Genomic DNA, 24,583 nt, shown 5'->3' on the forward strand with positions numbered 1-24,583 from the left:
CGAGCCGAGCCGCCCGCCCGAGCCGGGGGCGCCCGCCCGAGCCGGGGGCGCCGGGGCGCCCGGGGGGGCTCAGTCGCCGAGCAGCCCCTGGCACGCGGTCGCGGCGCGCACGGCGTCGCCGTCGACGATCGCCTCGGCCACCGCGTCGAGGCGACGGTGGATGCCGTCGTCGCCCGCGGGCGCGGGGGCGTGCTCGGCGAGCACGTCGTCGAGCTCGGCGAGGAGCGGGGCGGCCGAGAGGCGTCGTACGCAGCGCCACGTGTGGTCGAACGTGCGGCGGCGCCCGTCGGGGGCGAGCATCGCGACGCGCAGCGAGCTGTCCGGGTTGGTCGCGGCCGCGCGGGCCAGGCCGGCGAGCACGGCCTCGCGGGCCACGAGCACCTCCGAGCGCGGGCTGGCGGCGACCCGGCGGTCCCAGCCGTCGCCGTCGCCCGGGCCGAGGTCGGGCTCGCGCACGAGCGCCCCGACGCCATGGCGCACCTCGATGCGACCGCGGGTCTCCAGTGCCGCGAGGGCCCGGGAGAGCGTGGCCCGGCTGACGCCCAGCTCGGCGGCGAGCTGCCGCTCGGGGGGCAGTCGGTCGCCGCCGACGAGGCCCTGGGCCTCGATGAAGTCGGAGATGTGGGCGGCCAGGCTCTCGTAGAGCCGCTCGCGGCGCAGGGGCGGCAGCCGCCGCGGGGCATCACCGGACATGGCGTCATCGTAGGGACCGGTTGGTCCAGTTGCCAGGTGGCCTAGCCACTGACATGATCGCTCGGTCCGCATGACCTGCGTCACAATCCGATGGGAAGTTCTCGTGTCCACCGAACTCGTGTCCCTGGCGGTCCTCGTGGTCGTCTTCCTGGTCGCGACGCTCCGCGGCATCAACATGGGCGCGCTCGCGCTCGTGGCCGCGTTCGTGGTCGGCCTCAGCGTCTTCGACCTGGACGCCGACGGCGTGCTCGTCGGGTTCCCGAGCGCCCTGTTCGTCATCCTCGTGGGCGTCACCTACCTGTTCGCCCTGGCCAAGAACAACGGCACCGTCGACTGGATCGTGCACGCCGCGGTCCGCGCGGTCGGCGGCCGGGTGGCCCTCGTCCCCTGGGCCATGTTCCTGGTCTGCGCGGCCGTCACGTCCATCGGCGCCGTCAGCCCGGCGGCGGTCGCGATCGTCGCGCCGGTCGCCATGGGCTTCGCCCTGCGCTACCAGATCAACCCGATGATGATGGGCATGATGGTCGTGCAGGGCGCGACCGCCGGCAGCTTCTCCCCCATCGGCATCTTCGGCAGCATCACGAACGGCGTCGTCGACCAGAACGACCTCCCCGGCAACCAGCTGGTCCTCTTCCTCACGACCTTCACGGCCGCCGCCCTCATCGCCGCCATCACCTACGTGGCCTTCGGCGGCCGCGCGCTGATCGCCCGCGGCAAGGAGACCGAGACCGTGGCCGCGATGGGCGTCGAGGCCGAGGCCGCCAGCCACGCGGCGACCCGCCCCGGCGGTCCGGGTACGCCGCACTCGGCCGTCGAGGCCGCCCGCGCCCGCGAGTCCCACGGCGACGCGGGCGCCCCGCACGCGCTCGACGCGCAGCGCATCGTCACCCTGGTCGGCCTCGTCGCGCTCATGATCGGCGCGCTGGGCTTCGACCTCGACGTCGGCTTCACCGCGCTCACCATCGCCGTGGTCCTCACCCTCGTCTTCCCCGAGTCCGCGAAGGGCGCGGTCGAGAAGATCAGCTGGGGCACGGTGCTGCTCATCGGCGGCATCGTCACCTACGTCAACCTGCTGCAGTCCGAGGGCGTCGTCGACTGGGTCGGCGAGAAGGTCGCCGAGGTCGGCGCCCCGCTCGTCGCCGCGCTGCTCCTCTGCTTCATCGCCGCGGTGGTCTCCGCCTTCGCCTCCACCACCGGCATCATCGGCGCCCTCATCCCGCTCGCGGTGCCGTTCCTGCTCACCGACCAGGTGAGCGCCGTCGGCCTCATCGCCGCGCTGGCCATCTCGAGCTCGGTCGTCGACTGCAGCCCGTTCTCGACGAACGGCGCCCTCGTGGTCGCCAACGCCGACGACGAGGACCGCGAGCTGGTGTTCAAGCGCCTCATGCAGTGGGGCATGTCGATCGTCGTCGTCGCCCCGCTCGTGGCCTGGGCGCTGCTGGTCGTGCCCACCGCCTGACGCGACGGGTCAGCGGGGGTCTCGGTCCCCGGCGACCTGCTCCACCGCCGCGGCCAGGGCCGCAGCGTCGGTCACCTCGACCGGCGGGCGCGGCCCTGCCGCGTCCACGACGTGGCCGGGCCGCGCGAGCCGCACGGTCGCGAGCCCCGCCTCGAGCGCGCCGCGCACGTCGCGCCCCGAGGCGGCGACGTGCACCAGCCGCTCGGGGGCCACGGCGGCCGCGGCGGCGGCGTACAGCGCGGGGCTCGGCTTGTAGGCGCCCAGCCGCTGCGAGGTGAGCACCAGGTCCGGGTCGACCAGGGCGTGCGCCCGGGTCCGGCGGGCCAGCGCGTCGTCGACGTTGGAGAGGATGCCGACCCGGTGCACCCGCGCCAGCGCCTCGATGCCGGCGGCGACGTCGGGCCACAGCGGCCAGTCGGCCACCGACTCCTCGAGCAGGGCGAGGTCCGCGTCGACGTCGGCCCCGTCGGCAGGGCCGTGCCCGAGGTCGCCGTACGCCCGCGCCAGCGCCTCGCGGGACAGGTCGTGGAATGTGGTCGGCGCCTGCGCCGTCCGCTGCAGCGCCTTGTTGTGGCCGTCCCACGCGTCGTACAGCTGCTCGCCGGTCTCGGGCCAGCCTCGCTCCCGCGCGAGAGCGCCCAGCACGGGGGAGCCGCCGCGGCGGCTGTCGGTCAGGGCGCTGAAGAGGTCGACGGTGACGATCACCCCCCCGACCGTAGTCGTCTCACAGGACAAGACCCACGTTTCACATGATGGACGCACCAGGCGTTGACTGCCCCCGTGACCGACGTCGAGGTGCCCGCGCACGAACGCATCAGCGGCGCGCGACGGTGGTCCATCCTCGGCGCCGGCACGGTGGCGCAGGCGGCCTCGGCGATCACGGTGAACGGTCCCGCGTTCCTCATCCCCACGCTGCACCGCGACGAGGGCCTGTCGCTCGCCCAGGCCGGCCTCGTCGCCTCCGCCCCGCTCGCCGGGATCATGGTGACGCTCTACGCCTGGGGTGCCGTCGTGGACCGTCGTGGTGAGCGCTTCGGCCTGCTCGCCGGCCTCCTGCTCGCCCTGCTCGGCAGCGTCGCCGCCACCCAGGTGCACGGTCTGCCCGCGCTCGCCGCGACCCTCTTCGTCGCGGGCGCCGGCGCCGCGGCCACGAACTCGGCCTCGGGTCGCGTCGTCGTCGGCTGGTTCCCGCCGCACCGCCGCGGGCTGGCCATGGGCATCCGCCAGATGGCGGCCCCGCTCGGCGTGGGCATCGCGGCCGCGACGGTCGCGGTCCTCGCGGAGCGGTACGGCGTGGCCACCGCCCTGGGGGTGCCCGCGGTCGCCACGCTGGTCTCCCTCGTGGTCGTCGCCGTCGTCGTGCTCGACCCGCCCCGGCCCGCCACCTCCGTCGCCGCCGCGCCGAACCCCTACCGCGCCGACCGGTTCCTCGCCCGCATCCACGGGGTCTCGCTGCTGCTGGTGGTGCCGCAGTTCGTCGTGTGGACCTACGCGCTGACGTGGCTGGTGACCGACCTGGGCTGGACGGCGGCCGCCGCGGGCGGCGTGGTGGCCGGCGCCCAGCTCGTCGGCGCGGCCGCGCGGGTCGGCGCGGGCTGGCTGTCCGACCTCGTCGGCTCGCGGATGCGGCCCCTGCGCTGGGTGGCGTACGGCGCGGTCGCGACGATGCTGGTCCTCGCCGTGACGGCGCAGCTCGCCCCGGCCGTGGCGGTCGTCGCGATGGTCGTCGCCTCCGCCGTGACCGTCGCGGACAACGGCCTGGCGTTCACCGCCGTGGCCGAGCGCGGCGGGCCGTTCTGGGCCGGGCGCGCCCTCGGCGTGCAGAACACGGCGCAGAACCTCGTGGCCGCCGCCGTGCCGCCGGTGGCGGGGCTGACCATCGCCGCCTGGGGCTACCCCGCGACGTACGCCCTGGCCGCGCTCTTCCCCGTGCTGGCCATCGCCCTCGTGCCCGTGCGGGGCGAGCGGCCGGCGACGTGACCCGCGTGGTCGCCCCCCTTCCGCCGTCACCACCGTCGGTGTACAACTGACCACTGAGTCAGTGACCCGCATCACCCGAGCACCGGGAGCCGCCCGTGGCACTCCGCACCGCCGTCAAAGAGCTCTCCCCCACGCGCCGCCGCCGTGACTGGCACGCGGTCCGCTCCCTCGCCGACGGGCTGACCACGCCGCTGCACCCCGACGACTACCTCCGCTTCGTCAACCCGCTGTGGACCTCGCGGGAGCTGCGCGGTCGCGTCGAGTCCGTGGTGCGGGAGACCGACGACGCCGCGACGCTGGTCATCCGGCCCGGCTGGGGGTGGCGCTTCGACCACCAGGCGGGGCAGTACGTCGGGATCGGCGTCCCCGTCGAGGGCCGCTACCAGTGGCGCTCCTACTCGCTGACGAGCACGCCGCGACGACGTGGTCGCCGGATCACGATCACGATCCGGGCGATGCCCGAGGGACTGCTCTCGGAGCACCTGATCAACGGCCTGGAGCCCGGCACGGTCGTGCGGCTCGCGGCGCCCGCCGGCGACTTCGTGCTGCCCGACCCGCCCCCGGAGCGCATCCTGTTCCTCGTCGGCGGCTCCGGCATCACGCCGGTCATGGCCATGCTCAAGACCCTGGTCCGGCGGGCGGGCGAGGGCCGGTGGCCCCTGCCGGACATCCACCTCGTCTACTCGTCCCCGACCCCGGACCGGATGATCTTCCGCGAGCGGCTCGAGGAGGTGGCGGCCGAGCACGCGTCCGTGACCTTCACGCCGATCTACACCGACACCGACGGCATGCTCACCTTCGACCGGCTCGGCGAGGTCGTGCCCGACTGGCGCGACCGGCAGACCTGGGCCTGCGGGCCCTCGCCGATGCTGGACGCGGCGGTCGAGCACTGGCGCGAGGCCGACCTGGAGGACGCGCTGCACCTCGAGCGCTTCACCCTGCAGATCGGCGACGACGTCGGCGAGGGCGGCAGCATCTCGTTCCAGAACTCGGGCAAGCAGGCCGAGGTCGAGCCGGGTACGACGGTGCTCGAGGCCGGCGAGTCGGTCGGCATCGGCATGCCGTTCGGCTGCCGCATGGGCATCTGCCACACCTGCACGCTGACCCTGGTCGAGGGCTCCGTCACCGACGTCCGCAACGGTGACCGCTACGACCAGCCCAACGAGCGCATCCAGACGTGCGTCGCCGTCCCCAACGGCGACTGCACGATCGCGATCTGACCGTCCCCCGACACCCTCCCCGCACGAGCACCCGCAGCACCGACCCCGCACGAGAGGCAGGCACGGCATGGCCATCGCCGACGTCAAGGAGTACACGCACCTGAGCGAGGAGGAGGTCGAGACCATCGGCCGCCGCCTCGACGAGCTGCGCGCCCGCATCGAGGCGTCCCGCGACGCGAAGGACGCGGCGTACATCCACCGGCTCATCAAGGTGCAGCGCGGGCTCGCCTTCGGCGCCCGCGTGGCCATGCTCGCCGGCTCCTACGCCCCGAAGGAGCGCAAGGCGCTGCGGCGCGGCTCCATGGTGGCCGGCACCGCCATGCTCGGGCTGGCCAAGATCCTCGAGAACATGGAGATCGGCCACAACGTCATGCACGGCCAGTGGGACTGGATGAACGACCCCGAGATCCACTCCTCGACCTGGGAGTGGGACACCGCGCAGCCCGCCGAGCAGTGGAAGCACTCGCACAACTACATCCACCACCAGTTCACCAACGTGCTCGGCTACGACAACGACATCGGGTACGGCATCCTGCGCATGGCCCGCGAGCAGAAGTGGCACCCGGCGAACTTCGGTCAGCCCGTCTACAACGCGCTGCTCAGCCTGCTGTTCGAGTGGGGGGTCGCGCTCCACGACCTCGACATCGAGCGCATCCGCAAGCTGGAGAAGGACCCGGCGGAGATGAAGCGCCAGCTGGCGCAGATCTTCCGGAAGGGCCGCAACCAGATCCTGAAGGACTACATCGTCTACCCGGCGCTGTCCGGCCCCGGCTGGAAGCAGACGCTGAAGGCGAACGCGGCGGCCAACATCACCCGCAACGTGTGGTCCTACGTGATCATCTTCTGCGGTCACTTCCCCGACGGGGCGCTGCACTTCACCGAGGAGCAGATCGAGGACGAGACGCGCGCGGAGTGGTACCTGCGCCAGATGCTGGGTGCCGCGAACTTCAACGGCAGCCGGGCCCTGCACATCCTGTCGGGCAGCCTGGGCTACCAGATCGAGCACCACGTCTTCCCCGACCTGCCGAGCAACCGCTACCCGGAGATCGCGGTCGAGGTGAAGGCGATCTGCGAGGAGTACGGGATCCCCTACACCACGGGCCCGCTGCACAAGCAGTACGGCCAGGCGCTGCGCACGATCACGCTGCTGAGCCTGCCGAACTCCTGGACCAGCCACGCCAGCGAGAAGTACGGCGAGATCACCCCGCCCACGAAGACCGTCACCGACCGCAGCCGCAAGAGCGACGCGGAGCGGCCGCGGCGGCGTACCGAGCTCGGCGGCTGGTCCCGTGCGGGGGCGAAGGCGCGCGCGTGAGTGCCCTGAGGATCGGCGAGGGGCTGACGCGGCTCGGACTGGGTGACCGGTCCGGGCCGCCGGCCCACCTCGTCGGCGTGCCCTTCGTCTGCACCGACCCGTCGGGGGCCGGCGACCTCGAGCAGCTGCGGCGCGCCCGCGTGCTGCAGTGCGCTCTGAGCCGGGTGTGCGCCGTGTGCGCGCAGACGCTCACGCACCCGCTCGTGCTCGTCGGCACGCCCGCCGAGGCCGACGACAACGCGTTCCGGGTGCCGCCCGTGCACCCCGGGTGCAGCGACGAGCTGCTGTCGCTGCTGCACGCCGCGACGGGCCCGGTGCTCGGCCACCCCGTGCCGGCCGCCGGGCGCGAGCGGGGCTGGACGGTCGTGGCGACCGGCGGGTTCGACCTCGTGCGGCCGGGCACCCGCGACGGTCTGCACGTGTTCCGGCCGAACTCGGTGGTGGAGCGGCGCGACGACGCGTGAGCGCTGCGCAGGACGGGTAGGGCCGGGGTCGTGATCCCCGGCCTGCCCTTCTTCTCCGGCCCCACCCACCTCTCCTCGCCACGCGACGACGCGGGATGGGCGCGCCTCGCCGACGACGCCCGGGCCGCCATGCAGGCGCGCCACGAGGGCCACGACGCCGACTGGGGCCTGGGCGAGATGCGCTGGGAGGTCCGGATGGACGAGGGCCTGCTGCGCTTCGTCGACGACGCGACGGGCCGCACCGCGGACTGCTCGATGCAGGTCGTCGGCACCGTCTCCCCCGAGGGCACGTGGCTGTGGGGCTGGGACCACCCGTCCGTGCCGCCCGCGCTGCGCGGCGCCGCCGAGCGGGTGCGGGCCCACGGCGAGGACCACGGCCTCGACGCGCTGACCACGCGGATGGTCGAGGCCACCGTCGAGGACGGCTGGGACTACTGCGCCGTCGCCGGACGCCTCACCGGCGCCCAGGGCGTCTACAAGGGCACGTCGGGCGAGACGCACGTCTTCATGACGCACGGGCCCGCCCGCGTCACCGAGCCGGACGGGACCGTGCGGGTCGTCGCACTGCCCGACCTCCCGCCGTACGTCGCCCCCGCCGCCCTGCCGAGCCTGCCGCCGGTCGTGCCGACGAAGCACCTGCCGGAGCCGCGGACCACCGGGCCCGTGGCGGGCATGCCCCTGATGAGCGGCACGCCGGAGACCGCCGGCCCGGAGCCGGAGGTGCGCGCCGAGCAGGTGGTGGGCTTCGTGCAGCGCTACTTCGCGGCCCTGCGACCGACGTACGCGCTGGACCCCGAGCGGCGTCGCCGTGACCTGACGGAGGAGGAGCGGCAGGACAGGCGGCGGTTGATGCGCCTGCAGCGGACGCTGCAGGAGCGGCACTGGCGCCGCGACGACACCTACTTCATCGGTGGCGTGCAGGGCACGGGCTCCGACTACGACCTCGCCGCCCACGACGGGTGGGAGGCCGTGCGCATCGCGCCGCGTCTGTGGCAGGTGACGTGGACCCAGCACGTCGGCGGCGCGGTCCGCGCGCGGTACGGCGGCTACGTCGTCGGCGTCTTCGACGACGGGTTCCGGCTCGTCGACGAGCTGGAGGAGGAGCGGGACCTCCGCCCCCGCTCCTGAGCGCGGTACGGCGGCGGCCCCCCGCCCCGCTAGGCTGGTCCGCGGTGTGCCGGGAAGTCTGGTCGGCGGTCGCCCCGGGCCTCCCGGGGTCAGGACCCGACCCGTCGTAGGAGCACCGTGACCTCCCCCGCCGAGACCCGCCCCACCTCCCGCCAGCGCGTCGCCGCCTGGACCCGCCGCGAGACGACCGGCGGCATCCTGCTGATGGTCGCCGCCCTGGTCGCCCTGGTCTGGGCGAACTCGCCGTGGCGCGACTCCTACGCCGACCTGTCAGCCTCCACGTTCGGCCCCGCGGCGCTGCACCTCGACCTGTCGCTCGCCACCTGGGCGGCCGACGCGGTGCTCGCGGTCTTCTTCCTCGTCGTCGGGCTCGAGCTGAAGCACGAGCTCGTCGTGGGGTCGTTGCGCAACCCGCGGGAGGCCGCCGTACCGGTGCTCGCCGCCGCCGGCGGCGTCGCGGTGCCCTCGTTGCTCTACCTGGCGGTGGTCGTCGGCAGCGGCGACGCCGGGCACCGCGACGGCTGGGCCATCCCCGCCGCGACCGACATCGCCTTCGCCCTGGCGGTCCTCGCCATCTTCGGGCGTGGTCTCCCCGTGGCCCTGCGCGTCTTCCTGCTCACCCTCGCGGTGGTCGACGACCTCATCGCCATCACGATCATCGCGGTCTTCTACACCGCCGACCTCGACCCGGTGTACCTCCTGCCCGCCCTCGCGCTCGTCGCGCTCTTCGGGGTGCTGACCCGCCTGCGCCGGCCCCCGCTGTGGGCGCTCGTGCCGATCGGCGTCGTCACGTGGGTGCTGGTGCACGAGTCGGGCGTGCACGCCACGGTGGCCGGGGTGCTCCTCGGTCTCGTGGTGCCCGCGATCGCGGTCCACGGCGAGCGGGCGGGCCGCGCCCACCACTACGCCGACGTGTGGAACCCGTGGTCCTCGGCGATCGCCCTGCCCGTCTTCGCGTTCTTCGCCGCCGGCGTCACCGTCGTCGAGGACGGCGGGCCGCTCGCCGTGCTGCGCGAGGAGGTCGCGCTCGGCGTCATGGCGGGTCTCGTCGTCGGCAAGATCGTCGGCGTGCTCGGCACGACCGCACTGGTGACCCGGGCCACCCCGTTCCGCCTGCCCCAGGGCATCGGCGTGCGGGACCTGCTGCCCATCGGGTTCCTCACCGGCATCGGGTTCACGGTGGCGCTGCTCGTCGCCGAGCTGTCGTTCTCCGAGGAGCACTTCGTGGCCGCGGGCAAGGCCGCCGTGCTCCTCGCGTCGGTGGTCTGCGCCGTGCTCGGCGCGCTGCTGCTGCGCTGGGACGCCCGCCGGGCCCGCACCCGCGACATGAACGAGGACGGCATCGACGACGGCGACCTGCCGCTCATCGGCGGCTGACCCCCGGTTCGTGGGAGCAGCGCCGCGGAATGCCTGGCGCTCCTCCCACGGACGGCGCGCTCAGAACTCGACGACGCCCTCGACGAGCCCGAGGGTCGCGCCACCCACCCACACACGCCCGTCGTCGCCGGTCGTGACGACCACCCGGCCGTCGCGCCCCAGCACGGTGCCCTGACGGGCGACGTACGACGGGGGCAGCACCCCCGCGGCCGTGAGCCACAGCGCGAGCCCGGCGTTGAGCGAGCCCGTCACCGGGTCCTCCGGCACGGCGAGCGACGGCACGAACGCCCGCACCTCGACGTCGGCGGGGCCGCCGTCGGGGTGGGCGCCGACGACGCCGATGCGCAGGTCGCCCATCGCCGCGAAGTCCGGGCGCAGCGCCAGCACGGTCGCCGCCGCGTCGAGCCGCACGCCCAGCCAGCCGGGGCCGTTGTCGACCCACGCCAGGTCGAGCACCGCGCCGGGGTCGACCCCGAGCGCGGCGACCGCCCGATCCCGCACGTCGTCCTCGACCGGGCCGGAGCGCAGCAGGGCGGGCGCCGCGAACGCGAGGCCGTCGGCGTCCCGCCGTACCTCCACGAGGCCGACCCCGCACTCCTGCACCACGACGTCGGCCCGCCGCGGCACCCCGCCCGCGGCGAGCCACGCGTGCGCGCTGCCGAGGGTGGGGTGCCCGGCGAAGGGCAGCTCCCGGCCGGGCGTGAAGATCCGCAGCCGGTAGTCGGCGCCGGCCGCCGCGCCCTCCGGCGTGGGCGGCAGGAGGAAGGTCGTCTCCGACAGGTTGGTCCACCGCGCGAAGGCGGCGAGCCGCTCGTCGGGGACGCCCTCGGCGTCGTGGACGACCGCGACCGGGTTGCCGGCCAGCGGGCGGGGGGCGAAGACGTCGACCTGGTGGAACGGGTGCGTGCTCACGGCCCCCACCGTAGGCCGACCGTAGGGCTCAGCCGATGCATCCCGAGGTCGGCAGCGACGACGGCGACGGCGGGGTGCGGCCGTCGTACAGCGCCAGGGCGAACGCCTGCGGGCACCGCAGCGCGCCGCCCGCGGTGATCTGGAAGTGCAGGTGCGGCCCGGTCGAGTTGCCGGTGTTGCCCGTGTGCCCGAGCAGCTGGCCGGCCGCCACCGTGCGGGTGCCCGAGAACGCGTGGCTCGAGAAGTGGCAGTAGAGGTACGTCACCCCGCCCGCGACGAGGCTGACGCCGTTGCCGCAGCGGCTGTTGCTCATCGCCGTCGCGGTCCCGCCCGTCACGGCGTACGCCGGCACGCCGGTCGCCGTCGGCAGGTCGAGGGCCGGGTAGGTGTGGTGCGGGTCGTCGAACTCCGAGCGCGGCAGGTTCGAGCGCGGGATCATCAGCGCCCAGCCGGCGCCGCCGCCCCCGCCACCCCCGCCGGCCAGGGCCTCCCACGTCACCGGGCCGACGATGCCGTCCGCGGCGAGCCCGCGGGCCGACTGGAAGGAGCGCACCGCCGCGGCGGTCCCCGCCCCGAACGCACCGTCGACGCCGAGACCGGCGCCGTGCTTGTTCAGCAGCACCTGCGCGGCCCGCACCGCCGACCCCGCGTCGCCCTGGCGGACCGTGACGACGAGCGCGCCCCAGGTGGCCTGGCCGACCACGCCGTCGGCGGCGAGGCCGCGGGCGGACTGGAAGGCCCGCACCGACGACGCGGTCCCCGGCCCGAACGCGCCGTCCGCGCCCGTGGCGTGGCCGCGCGCCGTCAGCAGGTGCTGCACCGCCGTCACATCGGGGCCGCTCGAGCCCTGCTGCAGCACCGGCCAGGCGGCCTGCGCGGGCGGGGCGGCGGCCGTGAGGGCCAGGCCGAGGGCGGTCACGATCGTGAGCACGACGGCAGCCAGCCGTCGTCGGAACATGCGGGTCATGGGTGGTTCCTCCCGAGAACGACCCGGTCGACGCCCGTCTGCGCCGACCGCTGCGCCCAGGCTGGTGGGCGGCGCGGACCCGCGGCAAGGGGCTCGTCACCGGAAGGTGCCGGTTCGTGGCGGGCGGGCGTGACCTGCGTCACGGGCTGTCGTTGCGCTGGTCACCGGGTGCCGGTGGGCCCGTGCCGGCGCGCTGGGGCCGTCGGCACGGGGCCGGCCCCGTCAGCTCACTCGGCCGCGACCGCGCCCGGCAGCGAGCGCTCGCGCGCCTCGAGCTCGACGAGCTCGGCGCGGGGGGCGACGACCTCGAAGCAACCGGGCTCGACCTCGGTGGCGCCCAGCCGCTCCACCGCGGGGGCCGTCGCGACGGTGAGCTCGAGCCGGGCCGACGTGCCGTCCTGCTCGAGCACGCGGACCTGCTGACCCCGCCAGCGGGCCGCCACGACCAGGTCGTAGAAGCGCTCGCACTCCCCCAGCCCGACGAGCAGCCGCCGCACGCCGGGGCGCACCTCCTCGAGGTCCTCGAACCCCTCCGCTCCCTCGGCCGCCGCCCCCACGAGCACGACCTCGACGCGGTCGCGCTCGGGCGTGAGCTCGGCGGGCAGGTCGCGGCCGCGGAACACGGCGCGCGTGCCCACCAGGTCGACCGGGGGCCGGTAGCTGCGGGCGCCCGACCAGCCGAGCGCCGGGGAGGCGTACGTCGAGAGGTGCTGCTGGGTGCCGTCCGCCCGGATCCGCCAGTACTCGGCGCCCATCGGGATGCGGGTGCGCTCGAGCCACCACACGGGGGCGCCGTCGCGGAGGAACCCCATGTCGTACGTCGGCCACGGCTGCGGACCGACCGCCGCCGGCGTCTGCAGGTTCATCAGGTCGTGGGTGCGGAAGCGGAGCAGGTCCACGTACCCGAACGCGTCGAGCCCCAGGGCCGCCGGGTCCAGGCCGTAGGCGTCCGCCATCTGCGCGGGCGTCGCGGCCGCGAAGTCGCCGGCGCCCACCACGGGGCCCTCGACGTGGCCCGCACCGGAGTGGGTGATGCGGCGGGCGGCGTCGCGGGTGAGCAGCTTCTGCAGCACCGCGGTCATGATCGGCCTCCTCGGGGGGTTCTCTCGGTGACGCTCTCACGCCAGTCGGACAGCCGGTCGACCGGCACGCGGTACTGCCAGCCCTCCTGCCGGTCGCCGCCGACGGGTTCCAGCCCGACCGCGGCCAGCTCGTCGCGCAGCTGCGAGCCGTTGACCCGCCACCAGGCGTGCTCGTCGTCGAAGCCCAGCAGCACGACGAGCACCCCGTCGTACGACGCCTCGACCCGCACGTCGACCACGGCGTCGAGGTCGGCGCCGTCGACCCGCTCGAGCGAGCCGTCGACCCCCACGAGGTACGACGTGCCCCTCCCCGGTCGCGCCGGCACCTCCGTGCCGTCGCGCCGGGCGTAGAGCCCGGGCTGACGCTGCACCCGTGCGCTCACGGCGTCCGCACCCACTTCAGCTCACCGTCGACCAGCGTGTACTCGCCCATCAGCCGCTCGGTGCCGTCGGAGCGCAGCTCCCAGATCTGGGCGCCCTCGCGCAGGACCGCCGGGTTGTCGCGGTCGGGCGTCGTCCACTCGGGCCGCGGGATGTCGCCGCTGGTGAAGCCGTTGCCGGTGAACGGCGGCGGGTCGTCGTAGCTCCCCCGCTGGTCCGGGGCGTCGATGCCCGTGCCCTCGTAGAGGCTCGGGCGCGTCGGCACCTCGTAGACCGAGACGTCCTCGACCTGGTAGCGCATGACGGGGATGGAGTCGCGCAGCTGACCGGTGTCGGGGTCGTTGAAGGGGTGTCCGCCGTAGTCCAGCGCCAGGTCGTCGAAGGCCTCGCGGGGCGTGTTGATGTCCGCGACGTCCTCCAGGCGGGCGGTGAACCCGCCCGCGGTCCGGCTGAACTGGTTGTTGTCGAGGATGCCCTCGACGTGGTTCGGGTTGAGCACGCGCTGGAACTCGGTGTCGGGGTTCAGCTCGTACTGCGCGCGCTGCTCGATGAGCAGCTGACGCTGCTCGACCGTGAGCTCGTCCACCGGCGTGCGGACGGCCTCCTGGAACTCGCGGTAGGCCTCCTCCGAGCCGAGCTGGTCGCGCAGGTCGTGGCGGTACTCGCTGTACTCCCGCGGCGGGATGTCGCCGTCGCCGTCGCGGGGCGGGTCGCCGGGCGTGCTGTCGTCGTCGCCGGTGCGCGGGTCGTCGGCGTCGTCGCCGTCGTTCCGGTCGCCGTCGCCGTCGTTCCGGTCGCCGTCGCCGTCGTTCCGGTCGCCGTCGCCGTCGTTGCGGTCGCCGTCGTTGCGGTCGCCGTCGTTGCGGTCGCCGTCGTTGCGGTCGCCGTCGTCGCGGTCACCGTCGTTGCGGGTACGCGGGTCGTCGCCGTCACCGCGGCCGTCGGAGTCCCCGCCGTCCTGGCGCGGGCCGCCGGTGTCGCCACCCTCGACGTCGCGCGGCGGCGTCGACGTACCGCCGTCACCGTCGCCCCCGTCGGGCTTGCCGGCGCCCGGTGTGTCGGGCGACCCGGACCCACCCGGGTTCCCGGACCCACCGGAACCGCCCGGGCTCCCGGACCCGCCGGAGCCGCCGGAGCCGCCGGAGCTCCCAGACCCGCCAGACCCGCCGGACCCGCCGGACCCGCCCGACGACCCGGAACCACCCGGCGTACCCGGATCGGTCGGGGCGCCCGGCTCACCGGGGTTGCGCGGCCCACCGGGGCCACCCGGCGTACCGGGGCCACCCGACCCGCCCGGACCACCCGGCGTACCCGGACCGTCGGCACCGCCGGGGCCGTCGGGGGAGGGCCCGTCGTACAGGTCGGGGGTGCCCCCGCGCCCCCCGGGCAGCCCGCTGCCGGGCAGGTCGAGGCCGTCCAGGCCGCGGCTGCCGCGGCTCGCGGCCTGCAGTCCGTCGAGCACGTTGTCGATGCTGCCGGCGCCGCGGGTCGCGGCCGTCGCCGTGCCGCCCGAGAAGACCGCCGCGACGGCGTCGGGCACGAGGTGGCCGATCGCGCGGGCGGGGTCGTCCGCCCAGGTGTCCCAGTCGAGCAGCCCCTTGCCCAGCTGCTTGCCGAACTCCAGCGGGTCGTCCTGCAGCGCCTGCAGCATGGCCTCGGCATCCTCGACGCGGAGCTGCCACTGCATGGCGTACTCCTCCGGCGTGAGCTGCCCGGTGGAGAGCTTCCAGGCGTCCTCGACGATGGAGACGAGGCCGAGCGGCGACATGGTGACGAGGTCCCAGAGCGCCTCGCCGGCTCCCGTGAACACGCCGCCGACGAAGTCGAGGCCCGACTCGAGCCAGTTCGGCTCCTCGGGGGCGTCCGCGCAGCCGGCCCGCACCTCGGAGGCACAGGAGTTGCCGGCCCGGTCCCACTCGGCGCGGGCGCGCTCGAACTCGGCCTCCGCGTTGCGGCGCACGTCGTCGCCGGGGTCGGAGAAGGGGTGGATCGTGAGGTTGACGGTCTGGCCCTGCGCCCGCAGGGCGTCCGCCTCGCTGCGGGCCCGGCTGACGTCGGCGTCGTACGCCGAGCGGGCGTCGGCGGTGACCTGCTCGCCACGCTCGTACTCGCGCTGCGCCCACTGGGCGGTGGCCTGGGCCGACTCGACGACGTCGGCGAAGCCCTCGAGCGCACGGGCGGCCCGCATGAAGCCGTTGCCCGCCTGCGTCCAGCGGTGCGGCTCGGTCTCGTGGGCGTCGCGGAACATGTCGGCGGCGCGCCCGATCCAGCCCTGGGTGTCGATCCGCGACAGCGCGTCCCCGGTGTCGAAGAACGTCTGGCCCTTGGTGCGCATCGTCGCCGCACGACTCCGGATCGCACCCGGGTCACCCGGGATGTGGAAGCGGCCCGTGCCCGTCAGCCCGCCCGGCCACCCGGTCGTGGTCATCAGGCGCCCAGGACGTCGACGTCCCCGACCGAGCCGGCGACGCGGGTGAACCCGTCGTTGCCGGCCTGGTCGGCCTCCGCGTAGTTCATGGTGATCTTCCCGAGTCGGCCGGCCATCTCCTCGACGTCCTGGCAGAGGTTGTTCATGCCTTCCTCCCACCGTCCCTTGAACTCGTCGACCGCGTCCCACAGGCCGTCGTGGCCGATGGCGTCGCGCGACGGGACGAGGTCCTCCACGTCGTTGTCCTTGAACAGCTGCACGGTCTCGGCGAGACCCTGCGCGGCCTCGGCGAGGCTCGGCAGGTCCACCTCGTAGTCGTAGGACGGCACGGTGCAACCTCCTGCTGCTGGACGGGTGGACGGGGCGGGGGCCGGCGGCACCCGAGCTCACCGACCGGCACCAGGGATCCCCGGGCCGCGGCACGTCCAAACCCGCCGGTCGAGGTTTGACCCGGCCGCGCGGTGCCGACACTGGACCTCGGGCCGACCGCGGTCGGCCCTCCCCCGGCACCCGGACGAAGGACCCCGCGATGGACATCCAGCTCACCGTCGGCGAGCAGTCGACGGCCGCCCAGACGGTGCAGACGGCCTGCACCACCTTCCAGGAGTTCCTGCAGTCGCTGAGCGACTCCCTCGAGACCGACCTCACCGGCTTCCAGGGCAACGCGGCCGTCGCGTTCGGCACCGCGGTGAGCGGCTGGTTCGAGTCCGCCGCCACCCTGGTGCCGGCGCTCCAGTCCTACGCCGAGGCGCTGGCCGGCGTCGACGCGGAGCACGCGCCCAACGACGTGCAGGTCGCCTCGACGATGGCCTCCCTGACCTCGCGGCTCGGCGGAGGTGCGGTGTGAGCGAGCGCGGACTCGTCTACCACGAGGCGTCGCTCGACGCGATCGCCCAGACCCTCCGGGACGCCACCGACGAGATCCGGACCTTCATCGCCGACCTCGCGGAGACGGTGGACCGCCAGACCGCCGGCTGGTCGGAGGAGACCGGCTCCCGCGTGGCTCAGCGCCGCACCGAGCAGCGGCTGTCCACCGACGTGGACAGCCTGGCCGAGGCCCTCACCCAGGTGGTGGGCGAGGTCGAGAGCCACGCCGAGCGCTGCCGCGAGGCCGAGGTCCGCAACGCCGCCCTGCTGGGCTGACCCGCGCCCCGGCCCGTCGCGCCCGACGCGGCTCAGCGCAGCGTGATCCGCCCCGGCACGGTGAGCGCGCCGTACGCCGGCAGCCCGGCGTGGGTGACGAGCAGCCGGAGCACCTGGTCGACGGCGCCGACGCCCTCGCCGGCCTGGCCGAGCAGCGCCGCGGCCACCGACGGGGCGGGGGGACCGGTCAGGTACGCCGCCGCGGGCGCCTCGCTGCTCTCCGGCGGGGTGAGCGCGGCGAACGGGTTGGGCTTCGGCCAGGCGCGCACGTCGACGTCGCGGCGCGTCGTGCCCGCGAGGGCGCACGCCCGGTCGACGGCCTCCGCGAGCCCGCCGAGGCGGTCGACGAGGCCGCGCTCGGCCGCGTCGGCGCCCGTCCAGACCCGGCCGCGGGCGACCCGCTCGAGGTCGGCGAGCGCCATCCCCCGGTCCTGCGCCGCCTTCGTCGTGAAGTCGTCGTAGATGGCGTCGAGCCAGCCCTCGACCCGCGCCCACTCCTCCTCGTCGAAGGGGCGGTCGGTGGAGAACATGTCGCTGAACCGGCCGGCGCGCACGGTCTCGCGCTCGACGCCGATGCGGGCCAGGGTGTCGGCGAGCACCTGCTTGCCGCCGAGCACGCCGATGGAGCCCGTGAGCGTGGTGGCCCCGGCGACGACCTCGTCGCACGGCATGGCGATGAAGTAGCCGCCCGAGCCCGCGACCGCGCCCATCGACGCCACGACCGGGGTGCCCTCGGAGCGCACCTGCAGGACGGTGCGTCGTACGGCGTCGGAGGCGACCGCGGAGCCCCCGGGGCTGTCGATGCGCAGCACGACGGCGCGCACGTCCGGGTCGTTGCCGGCCGTGCGCAGGGCGGTGGCCAGGGAGTCGGAGCCGATGCTCGGCCCGCCCATCGGGTTCGGTCCGCCGTTGCGGCCGAGGTGGATGGGGCCGTAGGCGCCGACGACGGCGACGACGCCCCTGCCGCGGCCGCTGGGCAGCTGGTCCTTGAGCCCGCCGAGCGGGCCGCCCGGCTTCGCGTAGCGCTCGACGAAGCGCAGCACGGGCCCGTCGGTGTCGACGTCCCCGTCCGTCAGCGAGGCGCGCACCGCCGCGTAGACGTCCTCGCGGTAGCCGATCCGGTCCACGAGGCGCCGCGCGAGCGCGTCCTCGGGGGTGAGCGGGCCGGCCTCGAGGGCCGCCCGCACGTCGGCGGCGGGGAGCCCGCGGCCCTGCGCGACGTCGGCGACGAGCGTCTCGGTCACCGAGTCGACGATGCGCGTCATCATCTCGCGGTGGGGGTCGGTCATGCCGCGCTCGAGGAACGTGTTCGCGGCCGACTTGTACTCGTGGCGCTGCCCGAGCTGCGTCGTCACGCCCAGCTTGTCGAGCGCGCCGCGCAGGAACACGACCTCCGCGTGCGCCCCGACGAGGCCGACCTGGCCGGTCGGCTGCACCCACACCTCCTCGAAGGCGCTGGCGAGGTGGTACGCCGCGTTGCCGCCCACCATCTCGCCGTAGGTCTCCGCCCAGGCCACGGCGCGCTTGCCGGAGGCCCGGAAGCGGGCCACGGCCGCGCGCAGCTCGTCGCCCGCGCTCAGCCCCAGGTCGCCGCCGAGGTGGGCGACGAGCCCGACCACGGCGTCGTCCTCCGCCGCCTTGCCGAGCGCGGTCACCAGGCCCCGCAGCGTGGGCGTCTGGAGCGCCCGCAGGGCAGCGACGGGCGAGGTGGGCGGCGCCTCGAGGAGGCCGCGGGTCAGGTCGAGCTCGAGCAGGAGCCGCTCGGTCCCCCGCACCCGGCGCAGCCGGGCCAGCGCCGGGCCGCCGGCGGAGCCGAGCGGGCCGAGGAGCGGCTCGAGGTAGGGGCGGACGACGTCGGGCAGTCGGACGGGCGCCATGGTCTCGACCCTACGGGGCGGGTCGGAGCCCGTCGGGGTCGACGACCAGGTCGGCCCGGGCGCGCCCCGCGGCGACGAGGCGCGCGTTGGGCTCGTCGACGGTGTCGACCCAGGCCGCGGCGGCCGCCGGCGTCTTGCCGAACCGCACGTGCCGGGCGACGAGCCGCTCCCGGCGCACGGCGTCGGGCACCTCGACGTACCAGGTCTCGTCGATCGCGTCGGCGACCTCGCCCCAGCCCTGCTCGCGGTGCGCCGGGGCCCCGCCGTCGCCGGCCGCCCCGAGCAGCAGGTAGTTGCCCTCCGTGACGACGAGCGCGGCCTCCGGCAGGACGGCCAGCGCGGCGGCGAGCGGCTGCTCGAGGGTGCGCTCGAAGCCGGGCACGAAGACGGTGTGCTCCCGCTCGGTGCGGCAGCGCCGCAGGGTCGCGGCGTAGCCCCGGGCGTCGAACGTGTCCGGCGCGCCCTTGCGGTCGCGGCGGCCCAGGCGGTCGAGCTGCGCGTCGGCGAGGTGGTAGCCGTCCATCGGCAGGTGGGCGACCCAGCCCGGACCGTGTCCGGTGGGCGGGGCGGCCGCGAGCGCGGCGAGCAGCGTCTCGACCAGCGTCGACTTCCCGGCGCCGGGGGCGCCGACGACCCCGAGGACGGCGCGGCCCCCCGCCGTCCCCGCCGTCCCCGCCGCCCGCGCCACGAGGGCGTGCGCGCGGGCCACGAGGGCGTCGAGGTCGGGCACGCTCACCCCTGGTGGGCGGCCAGGCGCGCGGCCATGAACTCGCGGGCGTGCACGGCGAGGTCCATGCCGTCGTCCCACAGGTTGCGCCACACGGCGAGGTCGTTCGACAGCGTCGGGGAGACGACGGCCGAGGAGAACGACTCGAACGTGACGGGGCCGGTGTAGCCGATCTCCGCGAGGGCGCCGAAGAAGCCGTCGAAGTCGATGTGGCCCTGCCCGAGGTAGCCGCGGTGGTTCTCGCCGACGTGGACGTAGCCGAGGCGGTCCCCGACGAGGCGCACGGGCTCGGAGAGCGAGTCCTCCTCGATGTTCATGTGGTAGGTGTCGAGGTGGATCGTCACGTTGTCCGCGCCGATGTCGTCGGCCAGGCGCAGCGCGTCCGCGGCGGTGTTGATGACGTTGGTCTCGTAGCGGTTGCAGATCTCCAGGCCCAGCGTCATGCCGCGCCCGGCCGCCTCGGCGGCGAGGTCGGTCAGCACCCGGACCACGTTGGCCCGGCCCCGCGTGCTCAGCGGCGCGCCGTACTTGCCCAGGGCGGAGTAGAGCGCCCCGGTGAAGTGGGTCCCGCCCAGGTCGTGGGTGGTGGCGAGCGAGTCGTGCAGCAGCTTCTCGCCGCGCTCGACGACGGCGGCGTCCGCGCTCGAGACGTCGGCGTCGAAGGCCAGCCCGCGGGAGCAGGCGACGGCGAGACCGGCCGCGTCGATGGCCGCGCGGGCCGACGCCACGTCGAGGTTGGCGGCGTCGTGCAGCGACAGCTCGAGGAGGTCGTAACCCGCCTCCTTCGTCTTCTCGACGGCGGTCGCGACGTCGGCGGGCGTGGTGCCGCCGACCCAGACGAGGGCGTGGACGCCCAGCGGGTTCGTCATCTCAGGGGTGCCTTTCGGGGTGCAGGGGGTACGGCGCCGGGTCGCGGCGGCCGGGGACGCGCCGGGGTCGGGCAGGGGTACGGCGGGCGGGTGCGGCGTGGTGCGGCGTGGTGCGGCGTGGTGCGGCGTGGTGGCCGGCCGGGCGGCCGGCTCGTGGCCGACCACCCGACCGGGGCTCAGGCGGCGATGGCGCCGGTGATGAGGCCGACGATCTCCTGGCCGGTGGTCGCGTCGGTGCGGCGACCGGCGACGCAGCGGCCGGCGCGCATGACCCAGACCTGCTGGCTCAGGCGCACGACCTGGTCGAAGTTGTGGCTGATGAGGAGCACGGCGTGGCCCTCGTCCCGCAGGCGCAGGATGAGCTCCTCCACGCGGGCGGTCTCCTGCACGCCGAGCGCCGCGGTCGGCTCGTCCATGATGACGAGGCGCGAGGAGAACCCGGCCGCGCGGCAGATGGAGACGGCCTGGCGCTGGCCGCCGGAGAGCCGGCGTACCCGCGAGGTCACCTCGGGCACGTTGACCGCGAGCTCGGAGACCATCTTCTGGGCCTCGGCCTTCATCCGGCGGCGGTCGAGCATGCCGAAGCGGGTGAGCTCGCGGTTGAGGAAGAGGTTCTGCCAGACCGTGAGGTCCTCGACGAGCGCGAGGTTCTGGTGGACCGTCTCGATGCCCGCGGAGCGCGCGGCCTCGGGCGAGGAGAACGAGACCGGACGGCCGTCGAGGAGCACCTCGCCGGACTGCGGGCGGTGCACGCCGGAGAAGCAGCGCACGAGGGTGGACTTGCCGGCGCCGTTGTCGCCCACGAGCGCGGTGATCTCGCCCGGGGCCACGGTGACGCTGACGTCCTGCAGCGCCTTGACGCTGCCGAAGGACAGCGAGACGTTGCGCGCCTCGACGATCGGGCCGGCGGCGGTCTTCTTCTCGAGCGCGCTCACTTCTGGAACCTCATCAGGAAGGCCGCCGCGACGACGACGACACCGACGGACAGGGGCTGGTAGTACTGCGAGACGCCGAGCGTCGTGAGGCCGTTGAGCAGCACGGTCAGGAGCAGCGCGCCGAAGACGGGACCGAGGATGCTGGCCTTGCCGCCGAAGAGGCTGACGCCGCCGAGCACGACCGCGGCGACCGAGTTGAGCAGGTACGCCGTGTTCGCCGCGGGCGGCGTGGACCCGAGGCGGGCCACGATGATGATCGCGGCGATGCCGGCGAGCAGGCCCGCCACCGCGTAGACGGCGACCTTGACGCGGGCGGTGGAGATGCCCGTGGCCGTCGCCGCCTCGGGTGAGCCACCGGTGGCGAGCACGTGCGTGCCGAACCGGGTGTGGAAGAGCACGACGTGGGCGACGACCGCGATGACGGCGGCGATGACGACGATCCAGGTCACCATCTCGACCGGGCCGTCGAGGGAGATGTCGAAGAAGAAGGACTCGGTGACGGTGACGGGCTGGCCGTCGGAGAGCACCAGTGCCAGGCCGGAGGCGGCCGACAGCATGCCCAGGGTGACGACGAAGTCGGTGATCCCCGCCTTCGCGACGAGGAACCCGTTGAGGAGCCCGGCGAGCAGCCCCGCGAGGACGGCGCCGGCGAACGCCACCCCGAGGGACTGCCCGCCGGCGTACAGCTGGCCGAGGACCACGATGCCGAGCGTCGTCACCGACGCGATCGACAGGTCGATGCCGGCCGTGGCGACGACGAAGGTCTGCGCGACGGCCAGGATCACCAGCGCCGCGGAGGCCGACAGCATGCCGGTGACGTTGCCCGAGCTGAGGAACGACGGCTCGAGCGCCGTGAAGACGGCGACGAGCACGATCAGGCCGACGAGGGCGGCCCAGTCGGCCCAGAAGCCGACGTCGCGCAGGCGGCTGGCGACCGCGTGGCCGGCGCCTCCCCGGTTCGCGGGGGGCGTCGCCTTCGACGCGGTGGGACCGGCCGGCGTACCGGTGGCGGCGGTGGACATCGTGGCTCCTCGATCGGGTGCGGGGTGCGGTGCGGTGCGGTGCTGGTGCGGTGCTCGTGGGTCAGTCGACGAGCGCGGCGAACGGGTCGTCGTACTCCTCGAACGGCGCCGGGGCGGCGTCGAGGGCGTCCTGCACGTTGTCGGCGGTCACCAGCGCGATGGGCGCGGTGACCTCCTCGGGAAGGTCCTCGCCCGCGATCGCGGCGCGGCAGGCGTTCACGCCCATCTCGCCGATGGCGTAGGGGTACTGCGCGACGACCGCGGAGATGCCGCCCTCGGCGACGCCGTTGAGACCGTCCTCGACGCCGTCGACGCTGATGATCTCGACCTCGCCGGTGCGCCCGACGTCGGAGACCGCGCGGGCCACGCCGAGCGCCATGTCGTCGTTGGCGACGAAGAAGCCGGCCAGCTCGGGGTTGGCGCGCAGCAGGGTGGTGGCCTGGGTCAGCGCCTCGTCGCGCGACCAGTTCGCCGACACGGTCTGGACGATCGAGACGCCGTCGCCGGCGGCCTCGGTGAAGCCGTCGAGGCGGGCGTTGCTGGTCACGTCGCCGGCGATGCCGCCGATGAGCGCCACGTCGCCGCCCTCGGGCAGGAGGGTCAGCATGTGCTCGCCCGCCATGCGGCCGGCCTCGGTGTTGTCCGTCCCGATGTACGTCGCGGGGGTGGCGTCGGCCTGGCTCGCGGCGTCGGCGTCGACGGGGCTGTCGATGTTGACGATCGGCACGTCCTTCGCCGCGAGGGCGGCGAGGCCCTGCACGAGGTTGGTGCCGTCGATCGGGTTGACGATGACGCAGCCCGGGTCCTGGCCTGCGACGACGTTGAGCTTGTCGAGCTGGCCCGTGGTGTCGGTGATGTCGGCCGCGGCCTGCACGTCGACCTCGAGGTCGCCGTCCTGCGCGCCGGCGTCGATGCCCGCCTCCATCTGCTGGAAGAACGGGTTGTCGAGGCCCTTGATCACGGCGGCGACGGAACCGTCACCACCGCCCGAGCCGGAGGACGAGTCGCTCCCGCAGGCAGAGGCGACGAGGCAGAGGCTGGCCGCGACGGCGAGGGGGGCCAGGCGGCGGAGGTGGGGCGCACGACTCATCGGGGGGTCCTTCGGATCGGTGCCGCGACGACGTCGTCGCGGCGGGTGCTGTGACCCGGGTCATGGGGTCCGGAGCATCACACCCTGATTAATGACTTCTGTCAATCATTAATCACCCTCTTTTCGTCGTGGCCGTTCCTTAATAGGGTGCAGCCATGACGACCACGCCCGCCGGGCCGATCGGGACGCCGCCCCTCGGCGTACCCGTCCCCCCGGCCGGCATCGTCGGCCCCGGCGAGCTGCTCGCCCTCTTCCGCGCCCGCTCCCCGCTGACCCGCACCGACGTCATGACGCTGACCGGGCTGTCGCGCTCCACGGTCAACCAGCGCATCGACCTGCTCACGGAGGCCGGGCTCCTCATCGAGCGCGGGCCCGACGTCGTGCCGGGCCGCGGCCGCGGTCGCCCCGCGGGCAGCTTCGCCTTCAACGTCGAGCGCGGCGTGCTCCTCGTCTGCGACATCGGGGCGACCGCCCTGCGGGCCGCGATCTGCGACCTGAGCGGGCGCGTGCTCGAGGACCGGCCCCTCGTCAGCGACGTCACCGAGGGCCCCGAGGCCGTGCTGGCCCGGGTCGACCCCCTCTTCGCCGAGCTGCTCACCGCCTGCGGGCGGACGCCGGCCGACGTGCGGGGCGTCGCCCTGTCGGTGCCCGGCCCGGTCGACCGCGAGCAGGCCACCGTCGTCAGCCCGCCGATCATGACGGGCTGGGACCGCTTCGACATCCGCGGCTGGTTCGCGCGCACCTACGACTGCCCGCTGCTGCTGGAGAAGGACGCCACGGCGATGGCCTGGGGCGAGTACCGCACGCACTACGGCACGGCCGACACCTTCCTCATGCTCAAGCTCGGCACCGGCGTGGGCGCCGGCATCATCGCCGGCGGCCGCATCCACCGCGGGGCCGACGGCGCCGCGGGCGACATCGGGCACACCCAGGCCACGGGCGAGGAGGGCGACGTCGGCCCGCTGTGCCGCTGCGGCAACAGCGGGTGCGTCGAGGCCCGCGCCGGCGGGTGGGCGATGATCCGCGACCTGGCCGCCGCCGGGCGGGACGTGTCGACCGTCGACGAGGTCGTGGAGCGCATCCGTACGGCGGACCCCGTCGCCGTGGGCCTCGCCCGCGCCGCCGGCCGGGTGCTGGGCGTGGCCCTGGCCGAGACGGTCAACATCCTCAACCCGCGCGTCGTCGTCGTGGGCGGCCAGCTCGCCGAGGCCGAGGAGCAGATCTTCGCCGGACTGCGCGAGATGGTCTACTCCCGCTCGCTGCCGCTCGCCACGCGCCGCCTCGAGCTGCGCCGCAGCCGCCTCGACGAGCGGGCGGGGTCCGTGGGCCTCGCGCTCCTGCTCGCCGACCACGTCTTCGCGCCGGCCACCGTGGACGCCGCGCTGGCCGACCCCGCCGGCCCGGCCTGACCCTCGGCCCGACGCCCGGCCGACTCCCGGCCCGCTCCCGGCTGGTGTCCGGCCCCCTCGCCACCCGCCCCGCGGACCGGTGCGGGAAGGGCACGCCGTACCCTC

24 protein-coding genes are annotated in these 24,583 nt (G+C 74.9%); 10 read left to right on the forward strand and 14 right to left on the reverse strand.

The window, feature by feature from the left end; genetic code table 11:
- Window positions 1-69: 69 nt before the first annotated feature.
- Window positions 70-693, reverse strand: coding sequence for a GntR family transcriptional regulator (locus KK617_RS06800; RefSeq protein WP_277498977.1), 624 nt, complete (start codon window positions 691-693; stop codon window positions 70-72).
- A 103-nt stretch (window positions 694-796) separates the two neighbouring features.
- On the opposite strand from KK617_RS06800, the gene KK617_RS06805 reads away from it, so the two are divergent.
- A complete protein-coding gene (locus tag KK617_RS06805) occupies window positions 797-2,152 on the forward strand; it encodes an SLC13 family permease (protein ID WP_277498980.1) in 1,356 nt (451 codons plus the stop codon).
- A gap of 9 nt (window positions 2,153-2,161) precedes the next feature.
- On the opposite strand, the gene KK617_RS06810 is transcribed toward KK617_RS06805, so the two are convergent.
- The gene (locus KK617_RS06810; RefSeq protein WP_277498981.1) at window positions 2,162-2,857 is read right to left on the reverse strand and encodes an HAD family hydrolase; all 696 of its coding nucleotides are present in this window, start codon (window positions 2,855-2,857) and stop codon (window positions 2,162-2,164) included.
- 75 nt (window positions 2,858-2,932) lie between these two features.
- Between KK617_RS06810 and KK617_RS06815 the strand changes: the two genes are divergently transcribed.
- The 6 genes from KK617_RS06815 to nhaA all read left to right on the forward strand — a co-directional run bounded on the left by KK617_RS06815 (window position 2,933) and on the right by nhaA (window position 9,636).
- Window positions 2,933-4,132, forward strand: a complete 1,200-nt coding sequence (locus KK617_RS06815; protein ID WP_277498983.1) for an MFS transporter — start codon at window positions 2,933-2,935, stop codon at window positions 4,130-4,132.
- A 95-nt stretch (window positions 4,133-4,227) separates the two neighbouring features.
- Complete coding sequence (locus tag KK617_RS06820; protein ID WP_277498986.1) at window positions 4,228-5,352, forward strand: ferredoxin reductase; 1,125 nt, start codon at window positions 4,228-4,230, stop codon at window positions 5,350-5,352.
- A 67-nt stretch (window positions 5,353-5,419) separates the two neighbouring features.
- Complete coding sequence (locus KK617_RS06825) at window positions 5,420-6,667, forward strand: acyl-CoA desaturase (protein ID WP_277498989.1); 1,248 nt, start codon at window positions 5,420-5,422, stop codon at window positions 6,665-6,667.
- The gene (locus KK617_RS06830) at window positions 6,664-7,131 is read left to right on the forward strand and encodes a hypothetical protein (protein WP_277498991.1); all 468 of its coding nucleotides are present in this window, start codon (window positions 6,664-6,666) and stop codon (window positions 7,129-7,131) included. The genes KK617_RS06825 and KK617_RS06830 overlap by 4 nt, the downstream gene beginning before the upstream one ends.
- Window positions 7,132-7,161: 30 nt before the next feature.
- Window positions 7,162-8,259 carry a DUF6882 domain-containing protein gene (locus tag KK617_RS06835; protein WP_277498992.1) on the forward strand — a complete coding sequence of 366 codons (1,098 nt, stop codon included), beginning with the start codon at window positions 7,162-7,164 and terminating at the stop codon, window positions 8,257-8,259.
- Between the two features lie 117 nt (window positions 8,260-8,376).
- Entirely contained in the window at window positions 8,377-9,636 is a 1,260-nt protein-coding gene (nhaA, locus tag KK617_RS06840) for a Na+/H+ antiporter NhaA (RefSeq protein WP_277498993.1), read from the forward strand.
- A gap of 60 nt (window positions 9,637-9,696) precedes the next feature.
- Here the strand turns inward: nhaA and KK617_RS06845 are convergent, their stop codons facing one another.
- From KK617_RS06845 to KK617_RS06870, 6 genes are all read right to left on the reverse strand, one after another.
- On the reverse strand, window positions 9,697-10,548 hold the full coding sequence (locus KK617_RS06845) for a PhzF family phenazine biosynthesis protein (protein WP_277498994.1): 852 nt from the start codon (window positions 10,546-10,548) through the stop codon (window positions 9,697-9,699).
- A gap of 28 nt (window positions 10,549-10,576) precedes the next feature.
- Window positions 10,577-11,515: a peptidoglycan-binding protein gene (locus KK617_RS06850; RefSeq protein ID WP_277498995.1), complete on the reverse strand. Its 939-nt coding sequence runs from the start codon at window positions 11,513-11,515 to the stop codon at window positions 10,577-10,579.
- A gap of 227 nt (window positions 11,516-11,742) precedes the next feature.
- Complete coding sequence (locus KK617_RS06855) at window positions 11,743-12,597, reverse strand: hypothetical protein (protein WP_277498996.1); 855 nt, start codon at window positions 12,595-12,597, stop codon at window positions 11,743-11,745.
- Complete coding sequence (locus tag KK617_RS06860; RefSeq protein WP_277498997.1) at window positions 12,594-12,980, reverse strand: hypothetical protein; 387 nt, start codon at window positions 12,978-12,980, stop codon at window positions 12,594-12,596. Before KK617_RS06860 ends, KK617_RS06855 begins: the two co-directional genes overlap by 4 nt.
- Complete coding sequence (locus KK617_RS06865; RefSeq protein WP_277498999.1) at window positions 12,977-15,406, reverse strand: putative T7SS-secreted protein; 2,430 nt, start codon at window positions 15,404-15,406, stop codon at window positions 12,977-12,979. The genes KK617_RS06860 and KK617_RS06865 overlap by 4 nt, the downstream gene beginning before the upstream one ends.
- Complete coding sequence (locus tag KK617_RS06870) at window positions 15,406-15,735, reverse strand: hypothetical protein (protein ID WP_277499001.1); 330 nt, start codon at window positions 15,733-15,735, stop codon at window positions 15,406-15,408. The genes KK617_RS06865 and KK617_RS06870 overlap by 1 nt, the downstream gene beginning before the upstream one ends.
- A gap of 200 nt (window positions 15,736-15,935) precedes the next feature.
- Between KK617_RS06870 and KK617_RS06875 the strand changes: the two genes are divergently transcribed.
- Window positions 15,936-16,253, forward strand: coding sequence for a WXG100 family type VII secretion target (locus tag KK617_RS06875; RefSeq protein WP_277499002.1), 318 nt, complete (start codon window positions 15,936-15,938; stop codon window positions 16,251-16,253).
- On the forward strand, window positions 16,250-16,549 hold the full coding sequence (locus tag KK617_RS06880; protein ID WP_277499004.1) for a hypothetical protein: 300 nt from the start codon (window positions 16,250-16,252) through the stop codon (window positions 16,547-16,549). The genes KK617_RS06875 and KK617_RS06880 overlap by 4 nt, the downstream gene beginning before the upstream one ends.
- Before the next feature lie 32 nt (window positions 16,550-16,581).
- Here KK617_RS06880 and KK617_RS06885 read toward each other — a convergent pair whose 3' ends face one another.
- From KK617_RS06885 to KK617_RS06910, 6 genes are all read right to left on the reverse strand, one after another.
- On the reverse strand, window positions 16,582-18,426 hold the full coding sequence (locus KK617_RS06885; protein ID WP_277499005.1) for a S49 family peptidase: 1,845 nt from the start codon (window positions 18,424-18,426) through the stop codon (window positions 16,582-16,584).
- 10 nt (window positions 18,427-18,436) lie between these two features.
- Window positions 18,437-19,156 (reverse strand): nucleoside/nucleotide kinase family protein, encoded by a 720-nt coding sequence (locus KK617_RS06890; RefSeq protein ID WP_277499007.1) that lies wholly within the window; start codon window positions 19,154-19,156, stop codon window positions 18,437-18,439.
- A 2-nt stretch (window positions 19,157-19,158) separates the two neighbouring features.
- Entirely contained in the window at window positions 19,159-20,022 is an 864-nt protein-coding gene (locus KK617_RS06895; RefSeq protein ID WP_277499008.1) for a sugar phosphate isomerase/epimerase family protein, read from the reverse strand.
- Window positions 20,023-20,198: 176 nt separating this feature from the next.
- Window positions 20,199-20,957, reverse strand: a complete 759-nt coding sequence (locus tag KK617_RS06900) for an ATP-binding cassette domain-containing protein (protein ID WP_277499010.1) — start codon at window positions 20,955-20,957, stop codon at window positions 20,199-20,201.
- A complete protein-coding gene (locus KK617_RS06905; RefSeq protein ID WP_277499012.1) occupies window positions 20,954-21,979 on the reverse strand; it encodes an ABC transporter permease in 1,026 nt (341 codons plus the stop codon). The genes KK617_RS06900 and KK617_RS06905 overlap by 4 nt, the downstream gene beginning before the upstream one ends.
- A gap of 61 nt (window positions 21,980-22,040) precedes the next feature.
- On the reverse strand, window positions 22,041-23,069 hold the full coding sequence (locus KK617_RS06910; protein ID WP_277499013.1) for a substrate-binding domain-containing protein: 1,029 nt from the start codon (window positions 23,067-23,069) through the stop codon (window positions 22,041-22,043).
- A gap of 155 nt (window positions 23,070-23,224) precedes the next feature.
- Here KK617_RS06910 and KK617_RS06915 point away from each other — a divergent pair, with 155 nt between their 5' ends.
- Window positions 23,225-24,478, forward strand: a complete 1,254-nt coding sequence (locus tag KK617_RS06915; protein WP_277499015.1) for an ROK family protein — start codon at window positions 23,225-23,227, stop codon at window positions 24,476-24,478.
- The last annotated feature ends 105 nt before the right edge of the window (window positions 24,479-24,583 follow it).

This window comes from Nocardioides sp. ChNu-99 (genome assembly GCF_029493445.1).
Classification (GTDB): Bacteria; Actinomycetota; Actinomycetes; order Propionibacteriales; family Nocardioidaceae; genus Nocardioides.

Coding starts and splice junctions, on each gene's coding strand:
- KK617_RS06905 (WP_277499012.1), bottom strand. CDS start 21,979: ATGTCCACCGCCGCCACCGGTACGCCGGCCGGTCCCACCGCGTCGAAG.
- KK617_RS06910 (WP_277499013.1), bottom strand. CDS start 23,069: ATGAGTCGTGCGCCCCACCTCCGCCGCCTGGCCCCCCTCGCCGTCGCG.
- KK617_RS06875 (WP_277499002.1), top strand. CDS start 15,936: ATGGACATCCAGCTCACCGTCGGCGAGCAGTCGACGGCCGCCCAGACG.
- KK617_RS06885 (WP_277499005.1), bottom strand. CDS start 18,426: ATGGCGCCCGTCCGACTGCCCGACGTCGTCCGCCCCTACCTCGAGCCG.
- KK617_RS06825 (WP_277498989.1), top strand. CDS start 5,420: ATGGCCATCGCCGACGTCAAGGAGTACACGCACCTGAGCGAGGAGGAG.
- KK617_RS06895 (WP_277499008.1), bottom strand. CDS start 20,022: ATGACGAACCCGCTGGGCGTCCACGCCCTCGTCTGGGTCGGCGGCACC.
- KK617_RS06855 (WP_277498996.1), bottom strand. CDS start 12,597: ATGACCGCGGTGCTGCAGAAGCTGCTCACCCGCGACGCCGCCCGCCGC.
- KK617_RS06850 (WP_277498995.1), bottom strand. CDS start 11,515: ATGACCCGCATGTTCCGACGACGGCTGGCTGCCGTCGTGCTCACGATC.
- KK617_RS06865 (WP_277498999.1), bottom strand. CDS start 15,406: ATGACCACGACCGGGTGGCCGGGCGGGCTGACGGGCACGGGCCGCTTC.
- KK617_RS06800 (WP_277498977.1), bottom strand. CDS start 693: ATGTCCGGTGATGCCCCGCGGCGGCTGCCGCCCCTGCGCCGCGAGCGG.
- KK617_RS06915 (WP_277499015.1), top strand. CDS start 23,225: ATGACGACCACGCCCGCCGGGCCGATCGGGACGCCGCCCCTCGGCGTA.